Source organism: Actinokineospora xionganensis (assembly GCF_014323725.1).
Classification (GTDB): Bacteria; Actinomycetota; Actinomycetes; order Mycobacteriales; family Pseudonocardiaceae; genus Actinokineospora; species Actinokineospora xionganensis.
This window is the reverse complement of sequence record NZ_JABVED010000025.1, coordinates 51,365-66,364: the sequence shown is the minus strand read 5'-3', so window position 1 is coordinate 66,364 and position 15,000 is coordinate 51,365. Positions and strand designations below refer to the sequence as shown.

The following is a 15,000-nucleotide window of genomic DNA, read 5'->3' as shown; positions in this document are numbered from 1 at the left end:
ATCTCAGCTGGTCAGGACTTCGAGACACGGCCTAGTGCCCTTGGTCGCCGCGACCCGTTCCACCGTGCCCGCCTTGAGCCGCTCGCGCCGCTCGACCGTGAAACCGGCCTGTTCCACCAGAGGCAGTGGCCTACGCGTCTGGTAGTCGCCGATCATCCGGACGGTCACGAGTTCCAGCAACCGTTGGACCAGCCGGATCGGCTTGTGGTGACTGCCCACGTGGTCGAGCAGCAACAGCCGTCCGCCCGGGCGCAGGACGCGGTGCATCTCGGCGATGGCGACGCGCTCATCGGGGACGCCGCAGAGGCCGAGAGTGCAGACCACGGTGTCGAACGACGAGTCGTCGAAGGGCAGCCGTTGGGCGTCACCCTGGATGAGGGTGACCTTGTGCGGCGTCTCCAGCACGCGGGTGCGGGCGATGTCGAGCATGGCGGCGCTGAAGTCGAGTCCGGTGAGCCGCACGCCCGGCGGATAGAACGGCAGGTTCCGTCCCGTGCCCACGGCCACTTCCAGCACGTCGCCCGTGGCCTGCGAGCACACCCACTCCCGGCCGCCCTTGAACTGCACGCGTTCGAAGAAGCCGATGTCGCGGTCGTAGCGGTCGGCGTAGCGGTCCCACTGGCGATGGTGATCGGTCACGGTGTCACCACGCTACCGGGAGTTCGGCCAAGCCGCCGGTCAGCACGTCTTGGCGGATTCGCAGGTCCGCCAACGGAATCGCGAGCCGCATCGTGGGAAACCGGGTGACGAGTTGGCTGAAGACCGCGCGCAGCTCCATTCGGGCGAGCGGCGCGCCGACGCAGTAGTGCCCGCCGTGGCCGAACGACACGTGGGCGGCGGTGCGGCGGGTGATGTCGAACCGCTCGGGGTCGGGGAAGACGGCGGGGTCGTGGTTGGCCGAACTGAGATCGAGCAGGACCAGATCTCCCGCCCGCATAACGGTTCCGTCGATCTCGACGTCCTCGCGGGCATATCTCGGTATGCCGGTCACGGACCTCTCCCGGGCACGGAGCATCTCCTCGACGGCGTTCGGGATCAGGTCGGGGTTGTCCGTGATGGCTTGCCGCTGGTCGGGATTGGTCAGCAGCAGCAAGGCACCGAAGCCGATCTGTACGACGGTCGTCTCGTGTCCGGCGAACAGCAGCGACATCGCCAGCCCGGCGATCTCCGGGTCGGTGACTCCCTCGGCCGTGCACAGTCGGGTGATCACGTCGTCGCCGGGCTCATCGCGTTTGAGCGCGACCAGTCGGGTCCCGTAGTCGTAGAGGTCGGCGAGTCCTTGCTCGGACCGGGCTCGGTCGACTGTGTCGGCCGCGGCCAGGCTCCACGCGCGGAACTGGTCGCGGTCGACGTAGGGCACGCCGAGCAGTTCGCAGATGACCAGGATCGGCAGCGGCACCGCGAGTGCCTGGTTCAAGTCCGCCGCGCCGGGTTGCCGGGCCAAGTCGTCGAGCAACTCGGCGGTGAGCGCTTCGACCCGGCCGCGGAGCGCCTCCATGCGCCTCGGGGTGAAGTGCGGCTGCATCAGCGAGCGCATCCGGGCGTGGTCGGCGCGCTCGGTGTCGAAGTCGCCGAGGGGTCCGCCGAACAGTGCGGACTCACTGGAGCGGGCGGCGTTGGCCGGGTCGGGATGTGACCGGCCGAGCCTGGTGTCCGCCAGCAGGGCGCGGACGTCGGCGTGTCGTGTGACCAGCCAGGCGTCATCTCCGGTTGCGGTCTGGATCCGCTGCGGCATGGCACTCCCATCGTTTACGGCAGGTTGTATACCTAACTGTAAACAACGCTATATGTAGACTGCTGTGTAAACAAGAGGAGATCGCGATGTCGGCAACGCCCGAGACCCGCCGCATGCCGCGGGTCGAACGTCGGGAACAGATCCTCGACGCGGCCACCCGGGCGTTCGCCCGCGCGGGGTTCAGCGCGACCAACCTTGATGACGTCGCGACGGAAGCGGGAATCACCCGCGTGCTGCTCTACCGGCACTTCGATTCGAAGACCGACATGTACCGCGCCGTGCTGGAGCGCGCCTGCACGCGACTGAAAGACAGCGCGGGCGACGACGACTACGACGAGCAGAGCATCCCGGCGCTCCTACGCGCGGCCTCCGCCGACCCGGAGGGTTTCCGGCTGCTGTTCCACCACGCGGCCCGCGAGCCCGAGTTCCGCGACCTGGTCGACACCATCGTCGACGACGGCGTGCGCACCGCGCTGCGGCACATCGAAGGCCTGATCCCGGATCCCGCGTGGGCGAAGTGGGCGGCGCGGATGCTGCACACGGTCACCATCGAGGCGGTCATCGCCTGGCTCGACGAGGGCAGCCCGGACCCCGACGACGCGGCGGAGCGAATCAGTCTCGTCGTGCACGGCGTCCTACAAGCCGCCCGCGCCCGGTAGTTGGTCAGTGGTGGTGTGCGAGTGCCTGGTGGGCGACTTCCGCACGGGCGGCGGGCTCGGTATGGACGGTTGCCGCGCCGAGGCGGGGGACGGCGTGCACCAGGCGGTGTTCGACGTCGTGGGCGATGTGGTGGGCCTGTTCGACGGTCAACGCCGCGTCGACACTGACTGACAGTTCCGCGCGCAGGGTGTGGCCGATCCAGCGCATCCTGACCTGGCCGACGGCGTTGACGCCCGGAGTGTCCGCGGCGGTGCGTTCGGCCAGTTCGACGGCCGCCGGGTCGACCGCGTCCATCAGCCGGGCGAACACTTCCTTCGCCGCGTCGCGCAGGACGAACAGGATCGCCGCCGTGATCGCGAGACCGATGATCGGGTCCGCCAACGGGAATCCGAGACCGACGCCGAGCGCGCCGAGGACGACGGCCAGTGAGGTGAAGCCGTCCGTGCGCGCGTGCAGGCCGTCCGCGACGAGGGCGGCCGAGCCGATCTCACGGCCGACCCTGATGCGGTAGCGCGCCACGATTTCGTTGCCCGCGAAGCCGACCACGCCCGCCGCGGCCACCACCCACAGGTGCCGCACCGGCTGCGGGTCGATCAGTCGGTCTATCGCCTGCCAGCCCGCGAAGGCCGCCGACCCGGCGATGACCAGCACGACGACGACGCCGGCGAGGTCCTCCGCCCGGCCGAGCCCATAGGTGTGGCGCCGCGTCGCCACCCGCCTGCCGAGGAGGAACGCGACGCCGATCGGCACCGCGGTCAGGGCGTCGGCGAAGTTGTGCACGGTGTCGCCCAGCAGCGCCACCGACCCGCTCACCACCACAACGGCCAACTGCGCGACGGCGGTGACCAGGAGCGCCGCGAACGACCAGACCAGGGTGCGCATGCCGCGCCTGCTCGCCTCCAGGGCGCTGTCGACGCGGTCGGCGCTGTCGTGGCTGTGGGGTTTCAGCAGGTGGCGAAGGCGGTGCTTGTGCGAGTGTCCGTGACCGTGGCTCATCTGGCCTCCTCAGCTCTCTAAGCTTGCAGAATGCCCTGCTCAGGAGCAATATGCAACCATGCGCGCGCACAATGACATGGCAACTGCCACCGGCTCGCAGGAAGAGCGATACCGGGTTGCCGCCGAGGTGTTGGCGATGCTGGCCGACCCGACCCGACTCGCCCTGCTGCGGCTGCTCGCGGCGGGGGAGCAGGACGTCAACACCCTCGCGGGGCAGGTGTGCGCGTCGCGGTCGTCGGTGTCGCAGCATCTCGGCAGGCTCCGGCTGGCGGGCCTGGTTCGTGTCCGCCGCGAAGGCAGGCGGATGGTTTACCGCGTGGTGAGCGGCCACCTGTCGGGGCTGGTCAACGAGGCGATGGAGTTCGCCGACCACGCCGTGCGCGGCATCCCGCACCACGGGTGACCGTGTAGACCGGCGCTTCCTTGGGTATGTCGTGGGTTCCAGACGACGCAAGGAAGGAGTGATCTCGTTGAGCACGATCACCGAGAGCGTGGAGGTCGGAGTTCCGGTGACCGACGCCTACAACCAGTGGACTCAGTTCGAGACCTTCCCGCGCTTCATGGAGGGCGTCGAGCAGGTGCGCCAGCTTGACGACACCCACGTGCACTGGGTGACCAAGGTCGGCGGGGTGACCCGCGAGTTCGACGCGACGATCGTCGAGCAGATCCCCGACCAGTGCGTCTCATGGCGCTCTGACGCGGGACCGGACCACGCCGGGAAGGTCACCTTCGACAAGGTCGACGCCCGGACCACTCGGGTCACCGCGAAGATGAACATCGATCCGGAGGGCTTCGTCGAGAACGTCGCCGACAAGCTCGGTGTGCTGGACCGTCGGGTCAAGGGCGACCTGAAGCGGTTCAAGGAGTTCATCGAGGAGCGCGGCGGCCGGGAGACCGGCGCGTGGCGCGGCTCGGTGGAGAGCACGACGGAGCAGTCCACCGCCCAGGGCTCCAGCACCCAGGCGGGCAAGCCGGGCGCGGGCATCCGGCCCGGCGGGCCGGGCGTGAGCGGGCTGCTGCCGGACGACCCGGACACCGGCGGTCTTTCCCCTAAGACCGATCCGCGGCCGCCGCTGTGACCGGATACCGATAGGCACCGTCCCCCATGGAATCGCCGTGGGGGACGGCTGTGTCCGCGGCCGATCCCGTTGAGCGGCACTGGTTCCGGGCTCGGCGCCCGCGGATGTGTAAGCGTGTCCGCTCAGGGGAACCCGACAGGTTCCACCCCCGGACACTGGAGGTTGAGCGAGATGAAGGCCGTCACCTGGCACGGCAAGCGCGATGTGCGCGTGGAGTCCGTGCCCGACCCGGTGATCAAGGAGTCCTCCGACGTCATCGTGGGCATCACCGCCAGCGGCATCTGTGGCTCGGACCTGCATCTCTACGAACTGCTCGGCCCCTTCCTCGACGAGGGCGACATCCTCGGCCACGAACCGATGGGCGTGGTCGAGGAGGTCGGTCCCGACGTGCGCTCGCTGAAGGCGGGCGACCGCGTGGTGGTGCCGTTCAACATCTCCTGCGGGACCTGCTTCATGTGCGGGCACGGCCTGCACTCGCAGTGCGAGACCACCCAGGTCCGCGAGCAGGGGATGGGCGCCGCGCTGTTCGGCTACACCAAGCTCTACGGCCAGGTCCCGGGTGGTCAGGCCGAGTACCTGCGGGTCCCGTTCGGCGACACGCTGCCGATCAAGGTCCCGCACGGCCCGCCGGACGACCGGTTCGTCTACCTCTCCGACGTGCTGCCTACTTCCTGGCAGGCCGTCGAGTACGCCGCGATTCCGCCGGAGGGCAGCGTGGTCGTGCTCGGTCTCGGACCCATCGGTGACATGTCGGCCCGCATCGCCAAACACCGCGGCGCGGGCAAAGTGATCGGCGTCGACCTGGTGCCCGAACGGCTGGAGCGGGCCAGGGAACGCGGCATCGAGACCCTCGACCTGCGTGAGCACGGCAGCGACCTCGCCGACGTGATCCGCTCCCGCACCGATGGCCGCGGCGCCGACTCGGTCATCGACGCGGTCGGCATGGAGGCACATGGCGCTCCCGTGGCCAAGACCGCCCAGCAGCTCACCGGTTTCCTGCCCGACACCGTCGCCGCGGCCTTCATGCGCCGGGCCGGGGTCGACCGGCTGCACGCGCTGCGCCTGGCGATCGACATCGTCCGGCGCGGCGGCACCATCTCGGTGATCGGCGTCTACGGCGGCATGGCCGACCCGATGCCGCTGCTGACCATGTTCGACAAGCAGATCCAGCTGCGGATGGGCCAGGCCAACGTCTGGCGCTGGGTCAGCGACCTGTTGCCGCTGCTCACCGACGAAGACCCCTTGGGCACGGAGTCGTTCGCCACCCACAAGATCCCGCTGGCGCAGGCGCCGCACGCCTACGAGATGTTCCAACGCAAGCAGGATGGAGCGGTGAAGATCCTGTTGCGACCCTGACCGACGACGAACCAGGAGAACCATGTCCCGCAAGAACACGGTGTCCCCAAAGAACATTGTCGTCATCGGTCTCGACGAAGTGAACCACGCGCTGTTACGCCAGGTGCCGGACGCGGACCGCTACCGGTTCCACGGCCTGCTCACGCTCGAGGAGCTGCAGAAGGGCGAGATCCCGATCGTCGACCTGCTCGACAAGGCCAGGAAGGTGCTGACGTCCTTCGACGACACGATCGACGCCATCGTCGGCTACTGGGATTTCCCGGTGAGCACCATGCTTCCGCTGCTGTGCCGCGAGTTCGGCGTGCGGGCAGCGAGCCTGGAGTCGGTGCTCAAGTGCGAGCACAAGTACTGGAGCAGGCTCGAGCAGCGGAAGGTGATCACCGAGCACCCCGAGTTCGCGCTGGTCGAACTCGACGATGACAAGCCTCCGCTGCGCTTTCCCTTCTGGCTCAAGCCGGTCAAGTCGTTCTCCTCGGACCTGGCGTTCGAGGTGACCGACGACGCGGAATTCCGGTCGGCCGTGGCCGAGATCGCCGACGGGATCGGCCGCGTGGGCGAACCGTTCGACTACCTGCTCGACCAGGCCGACCTGCCGCCCGAGATCGCCGACGCGGGCGGGCAGGTCGCGTTGGCCGAGCGCGCCTTGAGCGGGGCGAGGGCCGCGGTCGAGGGGTACAGCCTCGACGGCGACGTCGAGATCTACGCCGTGCTCGATTCCCTGGTGTACCCGCAGGTGTCGAGCTTCCTGCGGCACCAGTACCCGTCGCAGCTGCCCGAGGAGGTTCAGCGCAGGCTCGTCGACGTGTCCAAGCGGGTGATGAAGGGGGTCGGGTTCGATCCGGGAACCTTCAGCATCGAGTACTTCTGCGATCCCGAGACCGGCGAGGTCAGCCTGCTGGAGATCAACCCGCGCCACTCGCAGTCCCATGCCGAGATGTTCGCGCTGGTCAACGGCTTCCCGAACCACCACTACATGCTCAAGGTGGCGCTCGGGGAAGACCCGCGGCGCCCGCTCGACGGCGGCCCGTACGACCTGGCCGCACGCTGGTACCTGCGTCGCTTCGACGACGGGCTGCTGACGCGGGGGCCGACGACCGAGGAGATCAAGTCCATTGAGGACAGGATCGGCGGGGTCAGCGTGTACCGCCGGGCCGCCGACGGGTCTCGGCTCTCGGAGCTGTCCGGACAGGACAGTTACAGCTATGAGCTCGCGGAGATCGTGGTGGGCGCGGACGGACCCGCGCAGCTGCGCGAGAAGTACGACCGGTGTGTCGCCGCGCTGCGCTTCGACTTCGAGGGGGGATAGCACCCGATGCGAGCCGTGACCGACCTTCCGCACGCCGTCAAGGAAGAGGAGCACTTCTGGATCCCGGTGTCCGACGGCACCCGGCTGGCCGCGCGGATGTGGCGTCCGCTGTCGTCCGACGACCAGCCCGTACCCGCGATCCTGGAGTACATCCCTTACCGCAAAAGGGATCTGACCTCGGTGCGCGACTCGATCGCGCACCCGTACCTGGCCGGGCACGGCTACGCCTGCGTGCGAGTGGACATCCGGGGAACGGGTGAGTCCGACGGGGTGCTGACTGACGAATACCTGGAGCGGGAGCAGGCCGACGCGGAGGACGTGCTGGCGTGGCTGGCCGACCAGCCCTGGTGCGACGGCCGGACCGGGATGCTTGGCATCTCCTGGGGCGGGTTCGCCGCGCTGCAGGTGGCCGCGCGCAAGCCGCCGAGCCTGGGGGCGATTTGCATCGCGTCGTTCACCGACGACCGCTACGCCGACGACATGCACTACATGGGCGGCTGTCTGCTGTCGGACAGCCTGGCGGAGTCCGGGACCATGTTCGCCTACGGCGCCTGCCCGCCCGACCCGGCCCTGGTGGGGCAGCGGTGGCGGGAGATGTGGTTGCGGCGGCTGGAATCCGCGGGGCCGTGGATCATCGAGTGGCTGAGCCACCAGCGCCGCGACGACTACTGGCGGCACGCGTCGGTGTGCGAGGACTACTCCGCGGTCAGCGTGCCGGTGTTCGCCGCGTGCGGCTGGGCCGACGGGTACTCCAACGCCGTGCTGCGGCTGATGGCGGAGCTGGACGTGCCGCGGATGGGGCTGATCGGTCCGTGGTCGCACAAGTATCCGCATCTCGGCGTGCCCGGCCCGGCTATCGGCTACCTGCAGGAAGTGGTCCGCTGGTTCGACCGCTGGCTGCGCGACGAGGACGTCGAGTTCGACGAGCCCGTGCTGCGCACGTGGATGCAGGAGAGCATGCCGCCGTCGACGGCGTACGAGAAGCGGCCCGGCCGCTGGGTCGGTGAGCCGTCGTGGCCGTCGCCGCACGTCCGGCGCGACCGCAGACCGCTTGGGCCGCACCGGATCGCCGCCGAGGGGGAGCGGGTCGAGTCCACCGGCCTGACCATCGAATCGCCGCTGAGCGTGGGGCAGTTCGCCGGGAAGTGGTGTTCCTACAACGCGCCGCCGGACCTGCCGTACGACCAGCGCGAGGAGGACGGCGGGTCGCTGGTGTTCGACTCGGACTTGCTCACCGAGCCGTGCGAGATCCTTGGCGCGCCGGTGGTCCGGCTCGACGTGTCGGCCACGGCGCCGGTCGCGATGGTGGCGGCACGCCTGTCCGACGTCGCACCGGACGGCCGGGCGACCCGGGTGTCCTACGGGCTGCTGAACCTGACGCACCGTGAGTCGCACGATGATCCCTCGCCGGTCGTGCCGGGGGAGCGCTACAGCGTGGAGATCCAGCTCAACGGTGTGGCGCAAGCGTTTCCTGCCGGGCACCGGATTCGGCTGTCACTGTCCACATCGTACTGGCCACTCGCCTGGCCGCCCCCGGAGCCGGTGCGACTGACCGTGCACACCGGGGCCAGTTCGATCGAGCTGCCAGTCCGCCCGGTCGGCGAGTCCGACGAGGTGTCGCTGCGCCCGTTCGACGAGCCGGAAGGCGCGCCCGCCGCGACGGTCACCGCGTTGCTGCCGGGTGAGCACCGGTGGACCGTGTCCCGCGACCTGGTGGACTACCGCGGCGCCCTGGATGTGGTGAAGGACAACGGGGTCGTGCGGTTCGACGACTCGGGGATGGAAGTCGGCAAGCGGGTCCTGGAGCACTACGGCTGGACCGCGGACGACTTCACCTCGGTCGAGGGGCGGACCGACTGGACGATGAGTTTCCGCCGCGGCGACTGGTCGGCCGGCACGCGGACCCAGCAGGTCCTCACCTGCACCCCGACCGAGTTCCGGCTGCACGCGCGGATCGACGGCTTCGAGGGGGAGCGAAGGGTGTTCTCCGAGAACTGGGACCGTACGTTCCCGCGCGACCAGGTGTGAGCCTCAGAGCACCTTCGCGATCCCGGTGAGCTGGGCGATCACCAGGGCGACGATGGCGATGGTCACCAACACCACGAAGATCGTGGTGACCACGGCCATCGTCCGCGACGGGCAGCGCTCGCGGCGGGAAAGGCCTTCGGTTGTGCTGCCGGACTCCGGCGGGGTGTCACCGGGACGGACGCCGCCACCCGGTTGCAGGCCGGGCGTGCGATCCGGATCCGGGTCAGGGGGCAGGGCGGTCACCGAGATCTCCTCCTCGGGCGGGGGTCAGTCGGGTGGTTCCTGGACGTTCTTGTCCGGCTTCGGATCTTCGTCCAGGTCGTCGGTCGCGCGGGCGGTGCGACCCTCGATCCGCACGTCGTCGCCGGCCGACTCGGCGAAGTCCTCGAGGGGATCCGCGGCCTCGGGCAGCGGGTCCTTGGACTCTCGGTCTTCCTTCATGGACAGCCGGGTACCCCGACCGAGGGGACTTCACACCAATGCCGCGAGGGCCGTTTCATAAACCATCGGCCAGGGCATTCCCCCTGGTGAGAGGGGTGATCGGCAATGCGGCTGCGACGCGGCGATCCCGACGGCCCGGGCGCGCGCAGGGTGCGCCACGGCCGCGGCTTCCGGTACGTGGACCACACCGGGGCGCCGGTCACCGACCCCGAGTACCTCGACCGCATCCGGACGCTGGTGATCCCGCCCGCGTGGCGGGAGGTATGGATCTGCCCGCACCCCAACGGCCACCTCCAGGCGGTCGGCATCGACGACGCGGGCCGCAAGCAGTACCTGTACCACGAACAGTGGCGCCGCGACCGCGACGACGAGAAACACGAGCGCGTCCTGCGACTGGCCGCGCGCCTGCCCCGGATCCGCGGGAAGGTGCACGATGACCTGGTGTCCCCGGGCCTCGGCCGCGACCGCGTGCTGGCGGGCGCCCTGCGCATCCTCGACCGCGGTGTCTTCCGCACGGGAGGCGAGGAATACGCCGAGGAGAACGACTCCCACGGCGTGGCCACGTTGTTGCGCGAACATGTGGAGGTGCGCCGCGGCGAGGTGAGGTTCTGCTTCCCCGCGAAGAGCGCCGTCGAACGCCTGGCGGTGATCCGCGACCCGGACCTGGCCAGACTGGTGACCGCCCTACGCCGAGGCCGAGCCGACACCGACCGCCTGTTCGCCTACCGCGCGGGCAGAGAACGCCACGAGGTGCGAGCGGCGGAGGTCAACGACCGCTTTCGAGAGCTGGCCGGAAACGGCTTCACTGTCAAGGACATGCGCACCTGGACGGCAACGGTCCTGGCGGCAGCCGAGTTCGCGGCCCAGGACCCGCCGAAATCCCGGACGGCAAACAAGCGGGCAGAGGCCCAGGTGATGCGGGCGGTGGCGGAACAGTTGGGCAACACACCAGCGGTCGCGAGGAGGTCCTATGTGGACCCGAGGGTCTCGGAGCTGTTCGAGGAGGGGAAGACCATCGAGGCGACCCTGCGCAAACTGGCAACCCAGGACCTGGAGAACCCGCAGATCCGAGATCGTATCGAACGCGCGGTACTACGCCTGCTGCGATCATCGCGATGAGATCGCGATGAGGTTTCCGCGCCGCGCCCGTCTGTACGTGTGAGATCGACTCACGAGAGGCTGCGACGATGCGAAAACTGATCTTCGGCATGAACGTGACCCTGGACGGCTACGTCGCAGCGGCAGGCGGCGACATCGGCTGGGGCGGGCCGAGCGACGAGCTGTTCCAGTGGTGGCTCGGCCAGGAGCAAGCGAGCGAGCTGACGCTGTACGGGCGCAAGCTTTGGGAGACGATGAGCTCCTACTGGCCGACCGGTGACCAGCAGCCCGACGCCACCCAGGCGGAGATCGGGTTCGCGCGGAACTGGCGGGACACACCGAAGGTGGTGTTCTCCTCGACGATCGACAAGGTCGACTGGAACACCCGCCTGGTCACCGACGACGCGGTCGCCGAGATCACCCGGCTCAAGGCCGAGGACGGCGGTCCGATGGGCATCGGCGGCGCGACGCTCGCCGGGGCCGCCATGCGGTCCGGGCTGATCGACGAGTATGCCCTGGCCACTTGTCCGGTGCTGGTGGGCGGCGGCACGCCGTTCTTCACGGTGTTGGACAACTGGGTGAACCTGAACCTCGTGGAGACGCGGACGTTTCCCGGCGGCGTGGTGCTGACCCGATACGAGACGAGGCGATGAGCGCGGTCACATGCTCGGCCGGTGCGGCCAGGTCGAACTCCTTCCTGGCCCGCTCACCTGTGACCGGCGGCTCTTCCTCGCGTTCCGAGCGAGCTGTCGACCGACTCACTGGAGGTGAGGACGACGGCGTCGTTGATCGTGACGATGTGCGATCACAGTGTTGGGGGCAGGTCCAGCCATGGTTTGTCGGTGGCGTCGAATCCGGTGAGCTCGGCGATCTTCCCATCGACAACGTGCAGGACCGCGATGGCGAATAGCCGGTACTCCGGGTCGTCGGGGGTGCGGAGGTACAGCGCGGCGGCAGGCATGCGGTTGACCGTCGTGGCGGCACAGCGCCAGTCGTCGTGGCCGCGCTGGAAGAGCCCACCGGCGACCCAGCCGTCCACCGCCTCCTTGGCCGTCACGACCAAGGTGCCTGAGTCGGGCAGCATCGCGAAGCGCAGGTCGTCGCGCAGCAGGGACGCCAGCCCGTCGAGGTCGTTGCGCTCGTGGGCGTCGATGTACGCCTTCACCACGCCGCGCTCGTCATTCGACAGCTCGTGGGTGGCAGGTGTCCGCCAGTCGAGGCGGCGGTCGGGCAGCCGCTCGCGCATCGTCACGCGCGCCCGCTGCAGTGCGCTGGTCACCGATGCGACGGTCAGCTCGAGGGCGTCGGCGGCCTTCGACGCCGGCCAGCCGAGGACGTCGCGCAGGATGAACACCGCCCGCTGCCGCGGCGGCAGGTGCTGGACGGCGACGATGAACGCCAGCTCGATCGTCTCCCGCGCCACCACTGATTCCTGTGGGTCCTCGGAAAGCATCCGGTCGGGGTACGGCTGCAGGTACAGCAACTCGGAGCCGGAGTCCGACAGCTCGGACGGCACGGGTATGCGGTCGTCGCGCTTCTCCAGGAAGTCGAGGCAGGCGTTCGTCGCGATCCGGTACAGCCAGGTCCGCAGCGCGGCGTGGCCCTTGAACGACTCCCGCTTGTTCCACGCTCGCAGGAATGTCTCCTGCGTCATGTCCCGGGCGTCCTCGTAGTTCGCGAGCATCCGGTAGCAGTGCACCTGCAGCTCACGCCGGTGGCGCTCGGTCGTGAGAGCGAATCGCGCCGTATCGCCGGAGCGGGCCGCCGCGATGAACGCGGCCTCGTCGGCGCCCAGCGGTCTGGCGTCGGTCATGGTCGTCAATCCTTCCACCGGTGCGAGGGGGCTACCAGAACTGACGATGTGGCGGAGGATTTCTGATCGGTGAAGCCGCCCGGATCCAGTCCGTCCCCTTACCCAGGCTCCGCAACGAAGCAAACCCGCCCACGACCACCAAAGCCAGCAACGAGAACGCCCACCCCGGCCGTCCCAGCAACTGCTCCACTGCCACCGCGATAAATAACCCGCCGGCATTGCCAAGCAGATAGATGAACGCCGCCCCTGTGCTTCCACCCGCCGCCCCCACGACCCGCTCAGTCGTGTCGAGCACGATCGGCAGCGCGGCAAGCAACGGGAACCCCACCACGATCACGACAACGGTCGCCACCAACATCCCAGGCGCGATCGCCAACGCCGCACACCCCGACGCCGTGATCAGCAACGTCGCACCCAAGGCCGGCCGTTCCAGCCCCCGATGCACGACAGGGGCGGGAAGCACCGCGGAGCCGACGATTCCGGAGAGCACCAACACCGCCAGCAGAGTCCCGGCGTTGGTCACCCCAGCCGGTTTCAGCAACGGCTCCAGCCACGTGGTGAGCGCGATGAACACGCCGAACCCGACGAACACCAGGCCGCCCAGGGAGCGGGTCCTCCGGTCGGTGAACAGTGCCCGCAGCGCGCCCGCCGAGACCCGGGCCGGGGTGTCGATCTCCTGTGGCGCCTGGCCGCGCAGCCCGAACCAGAGTGCCGCGCCCGCCAGCAGTGCCGCGCCGAAGTCGATCAGGAGCAGGGAACGCAGGCCGTCGGCGCCCATCGCCGCGCCCAGGATCAGGGCGGCCAGCATGCCGACGAGGTTCGCCGCGGCCGCGGCGGCGATGCCGGCGGGCCGCTGTCGGTCCGGGAGACACCCGTCGGCGAGTTTGCTGATCGCGTTGAGCACCAGGGGCTGGGCGACCGCGACCACTAGGTGCCCGGCGAGGACGAACACGTAATCGTCGAAGAGTCGCAGCCCGGCGCCCACGGCCACGAGTGCCGCGCCCGCGCCCAGGGTCGGCCGGAACCAGCGGTCGAGCACGATGCCCGCAGGCAGCGCCAGCACCACATAGAGCAGCGGGAACACGTTCGCCAGCCAACCGATCGCGCCCTCGGACACGCCGTAGTGGCCCGCGGCCGCCGTGGTGATCGGCGCGTAGGTCAGCCACACCAGTTGCAGAACCGCGCTGACCAACCCATAGGCCGACATGACGAGCCAGCCGGAGACCTGACGACGACTATCGGACCGCAGTGACATCGCTACCTCCGGCGCCACGACGGAACGTGACTCGGATTCATATTCGGTCATCGATCCGGCGAAGGCAAGGTTTCGGTCCACAGTGGTCCGCGAGCCTGCCGCTACGGCTCGACGAGAATCCTCCGTAGCACCGCCTCGAACTCGTCGGCGGGCGGTCATGCGGCAAACCCTGCGGCAGCATGCCGTCCACGACACCGACGAGGATCTGGATCCGCACGTCGTCGTCGGTGCAGCGGCGCGCGAACTCCGCCACGGCGGCTCTGTGATCTCTGCCGAGAAGATCGCGCCTGTGCTCGATCGGGTGACGCGGGTGTCCCGCACGGGTGAGTGCCGGGTGTGGTGCCGAAGGCCGCGGGCGAGCCATGCTTAGCCTGCGCGCCATGACGAGGTTCCGGTGGTGTGCCACGGTCGCGGCGCTGGCTCTGGTGACGGGATGTTCGGGGGCCGACGACGCGGCGCCTCCCGCCCCGGCGTCCGGCCGGTTCGTGGCCACCTACGAGCCCGCGACGACCGACGCCACCCGGGCCGAGGAGAAGGTGCTGCGGGACAACCGCGTCCTGGAAGACTTCGCCGAGTCCATGACCGAGTACGTGCGCATCCCTCGCGATGTGCGGGTGGTGGCGAAGGAATGCGGTGAGGCCAACGCCTTCTACCTTCCCGACGAGCACGCGATCCACTACTGCTACGAGCTCTCCGCCGCCGAGCGCCTGCTGTTCGCCAAGGACGGCACCGCGGGCGAAGCCCTGGACGGCGAGGTCTACAACAGCGCGGTGGGCACGCTCTACCACGAGGCGGGCCACGTGCTGATCGGCGAACTGGACCTCAAGATCACCGGCCGGGAGGAGGACGTCGCCGACCAACTCGCCGCCTACGTCCTCACCAGCGCGGACGAGTTCAAGGACATCCTGCTCACGGTCGCGAAGTCCTACCAGCTCAGCGCCGCGGAGGTCACCGACCTCGACGAGTTGCCCTTCTATGACACGCACTCACTCGACCCGCAGCGGTCGGTCAACTTCCTCTGCTACCTCTACGGCTCCGACGAGAAGCGGTTCGAGCAGCTGGTCGCCGAGGGTTCGCTGCCCGCCGAGCGGGCCGAGTCCTGCGGCGAGGAGTACACCCAGCTCGTCGGCGGCTGGGAATCCCTGCTGGCGCCGCACGTCAAGTAGTCCGTCCACTGTGGATGTTCTGATCGGACGGAGGTTGTGTGGATCTTCAGCGGCATACGGCTGAGCA

The 15,000-nt window shown here is 69.1% G+C and carries 15 protein-coding genes and 1 pseudogene; 9 read left to right on the top strand and 7 right to left on the bottom strand.

Annotated features, from left to right (window positions below):
* Positions 1-3: 3 nt before the first annotated feature.
* Positions 4-639 (bottom strand): class I SAM-dependent methyltransferase, encoded by a 636-nt coding sequence (locus tag GPZ80_RS29075; protein WP_187224300.1) that lies wholly within the window; start codon positions 637-639, stop codon positions 4-6.
* 4 nt (positions 640-643) lie between these two features.
* The gene (locus GPZ80_RS29070; protein ID WP_187224299.1) at positions 644-1,735 is read right to left on the bottom strand and encodes a cytochrome P450; all 1,092 of its coding nucleotides are present in this window, start codon (positions 1,733-1,735) and stop codon (positions 644-646) included.
* An 86-nt stretch (positions 1,736-1,821) separates the two neighbouring features.
* Here GPZ80_RS29070 and GPZ80_RS29065 point away from each other — a divergent pair, with 86 nt between their 5' ends.
* Positions 1,822-2,394, top strand: a complete 573-nt coding sequence (locus GPZ80_RS29065) for a TetR/AcrR family transcriptional regulator (protein ID WP_187224298.1) — start codon at positions 1,822-1,824, stop codon at positions 2,392-2,394.
* Positions 2,395-2,398: 4 nt separating this feature from the next.
* Here GPZ80_RS29065 and GPZ80_RS29060 read toward each other — a convergent pair whose 3' ends face one another.
* Positions 2,399-3,391, bottom strand: a complete 993-nt coding sequence (locus GPZ80_RS29060) for a cation diffusion facilitator family transporter (RefSeq protein WP_187224297.1) — start codon at positions 3,389-3,391, stop codon at positions 2,399-2,401.
* A gap of 58 nt (positions 3,392-3,449) precedes the next feature.
* Between GPZ80_RS29060 and GPZ80_RS29055 the strand changes: the two genes are divergently transcribed.
* The 5 genes and pseudogenes from GPZ80_RS29055 (at position 3,450) to GPZ80_RS29035 (ending at position 9,160) form a co-directional block, all read left to right on the top strand.
* Positions 3,450-3,794, top strand: coding sequence for an ArsR/SmtB family transcription factor (locus GPZ80_RS29055; protein ID WP_187224296.1), 345 nt, complete (start codon positions 3,450-3,452; stop codon positions 3,792-3,794).
* Positions 3,795-3,861: 67 nt separating this feature from the next.
* Positions 3,862-4,311, top strand: a pseudogene (locus tag GPZ80_RS29050) (SRPBCC family protein); the annotation flags it as partial.
* A gap of 330 nt (positions 4,312-4,641) precedes the next feature.
* Positions 4,642-5,826, top strand: coding sequence for a zinc-dependent alcohol dehydrogenase (locus GPZ80_RS29045; protein WP_187224294.1), 1,185 nt, complete (start codon positions 4,642-4,644; stop codon positions 5,824-5,826).
* Between the two features lie 22 nt (positions 5,827-5,848).
* Positions 5,849-7,132 carry an ATP-grasp domain-containing protein gene (locus tag GPZ80_RS29040; protein WP_187224293.1) on the top strand — a complete coding sequence of 428 codons (1,284 nt, stop codon included), beginning with the start codon at positions 5,849-5,851 and terminating at the stop codon, positions 7,130-7,132.
* A gap of 6 nt (positions 7,133-7,138) precedes the next feature.
* Positions 7,139-9,160, top strand: coding sequence for a CocE/NonD family hydrolase (locus GPZ80_RS29035; RefSeq protein ID WP_187224292.1), 2,022 nt, complete (start codon positions 7,139-7,141; stop codon positions 9,158-9,160).
* A 3-nt stretch (positions 9,161-9,163) separates the two neighbouring features.
* Here GPZ80_RS29035 and GPZ80_RS29030 read toward each other — a convergent pair whose 3' ends face one another.
* Positions 9,164-9,403 (bottom strand): DUF6480 family protein, encoded by a 240-nt coding sequence (locus tag GPZ80_RS29030; protein ID WP_187224291.1) that lies wholly within the window; start codon positions 9,401-9,403, stop codon positions 9,164-9,166.
* 24 nt (positions 9,404-9,427) lie between these two features.
* On the bottom strand, positions 9,428-9,601 hold the full coding sequence (locus GPZ80_RS29025; protein ID WP_187224290.1) for a hypothetical protein: 174 nt from the start codon (positions 9,599-9,601) through the stop codon (positions 9,428-9,430).
* A gap of 105 nt (positions 9,602-9,706) precedes the next feature.
* Between GPZ80_RS29025 and GPZ80_RS29020 the strand changes: the two genes are divergently transcribed.
* Entirely contained in the window at positions 9,707-10,720 is a 1,014-nt protein-coding gene (locus GPZ80_RS29020) for a DNA topoisomerase IB (protein ID WP_187224289.1), read from the top strand.
* 68 nt (positions 10,721-10,788) lie between these two features.
* Positions 10,789-11,352 carry a dihydrofolate reductase family protein gene (locus GPZ80_RS29015; RefSeq protein ID WP_187224288.1) on the top strand — a complete coding sequence of 188 codons (564 nt, stop codon included), beginning with the start codon at positions 10,789-10,791 and terminating at the stop codon, positions 11,350-11,352.
* A 152-nt stretch (positions 11,353-11,504) separates the two neighbouring features.
* On the opposite strand, the gene GPZ80_RS29010 is transcribed toward GPZ80_RS29015, so the two are convergent.
* Both GPZ80_RS29010 and GPZ80_RS29005 read right to left on the bottom strand, forming a co-directional pair.
* A complete protein-coding gene (locus GPZ80_RS29010) occupies positions 11,505-12,512 on the bottom strand; it encodes an RNA polymerase subunit sigma-70 (protein ID WP_187224287.1) in 1,008 nt (335 codons plus the stop codon).
* A 31-nt stretch (positions 12,513-12,543) separates the two neighbouring features.
* On the bottom strand, positions 12,544-13,767 hold the full coding sequence (locus GPZ80_RS29005; protein ID WP_187224286.1) for an MFS transporter: 1,224 nt from the start codon (positions 13,765-13,767) through the stop codon (positions 12,544-12,546).
* 380 nt (positions 13,768-14,147) lie between these two features.
* On the opposite strand from GPZ80_RS29005, the gene GPZ80_RS29000 reads away from it, so the two are divergent.
* A complete protein-coding gene (locus GPZ80_RS29000) occupies positions 14,148-14,933 on the top strand; it encodes a DUF4344 domain-containing metallopeptidase (protein WP_187224285.1) in 786 nt (261 codons plus the stop codon).
* The last annotated feature ends 67 nt before the right edge of the window (positions 14,934-15,000 follow it).

Excerpts from the sequence above, each read along its gene's own strand:
- GPZ80_RS29070 (WP_187224299.1), bottom strand. The coding sequence starts at position 1,735 with ATGCCGCAGCGGATCCAGACCGCAACCGGAGATGACGCCTGGCTGGTC.
- GPZ80_RS29065 (WP_187224298.1), top strand. The coding sequence starts at position 1,822 with ATGTCGGCAACGCCCGAGACCCGCCGCATGCCGCGGGTCGAACGTCGG.
- GPZ80_RS29060 (WP_187224297.1), bottom strand. The coding sequence starts at position 3,391 with ATGAGCCACGGTCACGGACACTCGCACAAGCACCGCCTTCGCCACCTG.
- GPZ80_RS29055 (WP_187224296.1), top strand. The coding sequence starts at position 3,450 with ATGCGCGCGCACAATGACATGGCAACTGCCACCGGCTCGCAGGAAGAG.
- GPZ80_RS29045 (WP_187224294.1), top strand. The coding sequence starts at position 4,642 with ATGAAGGCCGTCACCTGGCACGGCAAGCGCGATGTGCGCGTGGAGTCC.
- GPZ80_RS29040 (WP_187224293.1), top strand. The coding sequence starts at position 5,849 with ATGTCCCGCAAGAACACGGTGTCCCCAAAGAACATTGTCGTCATCGGT.
- GPZ80_RS29035 (WP_187224292.1), top strand. The coding sequence starts at position 7,139 with ATGCGAGCCGTGACCGACCTTCCGCACGCCGTCAAGGAAGAGGAGCAC.
- GPZ80_RS29025 (WP_187224290.1), bottom strand. The coding sequence starts at position 9,601 with ATGAAGGAAGACCGAGAGTCCAAGGACCCGCTGCCCGAGGCCGCGGAT.
- GPZ80_RS29020 (WP_187224289.1), top strand. The coding sequence starts at position 9,707 with ATGCGGCTGCGACGCGGCGATCCCGACGGCCCGGGCGCGCGCAGGGTG.
- GPZ80_RS29015 (WP_187224288.1), top strand. The coding sequence starts at position 10,789 with ATGCGAAAACTGATCTTCGGCATGAACGTGACCCTGGACGGCTACGTC.
- GPZ80_RS29010 (WP_187224287.1), bottom strand. The coding sequence starts at position 12,512 with ATGACCGACGCCAGACCGCTGGGCGCCGACGAGGCCGCGTTCATCGCG.
- GPZ80_RS29005 (WP_187224286.1), bottom strand. The coding sequence starts at position 13,767 with ATGTCACTGCGGTCCGATAGTCGTCGTCAGGTCTCCGGCTGGCTCGTC.
- GPZ80_RS29000 (WP_187224285.1), top strand. The coding sequence starts at position 14,148 with ATGACGAGGTTCCGGTGGTGTGCCACGGTCGCGGCGCTGGCTCTGGTG.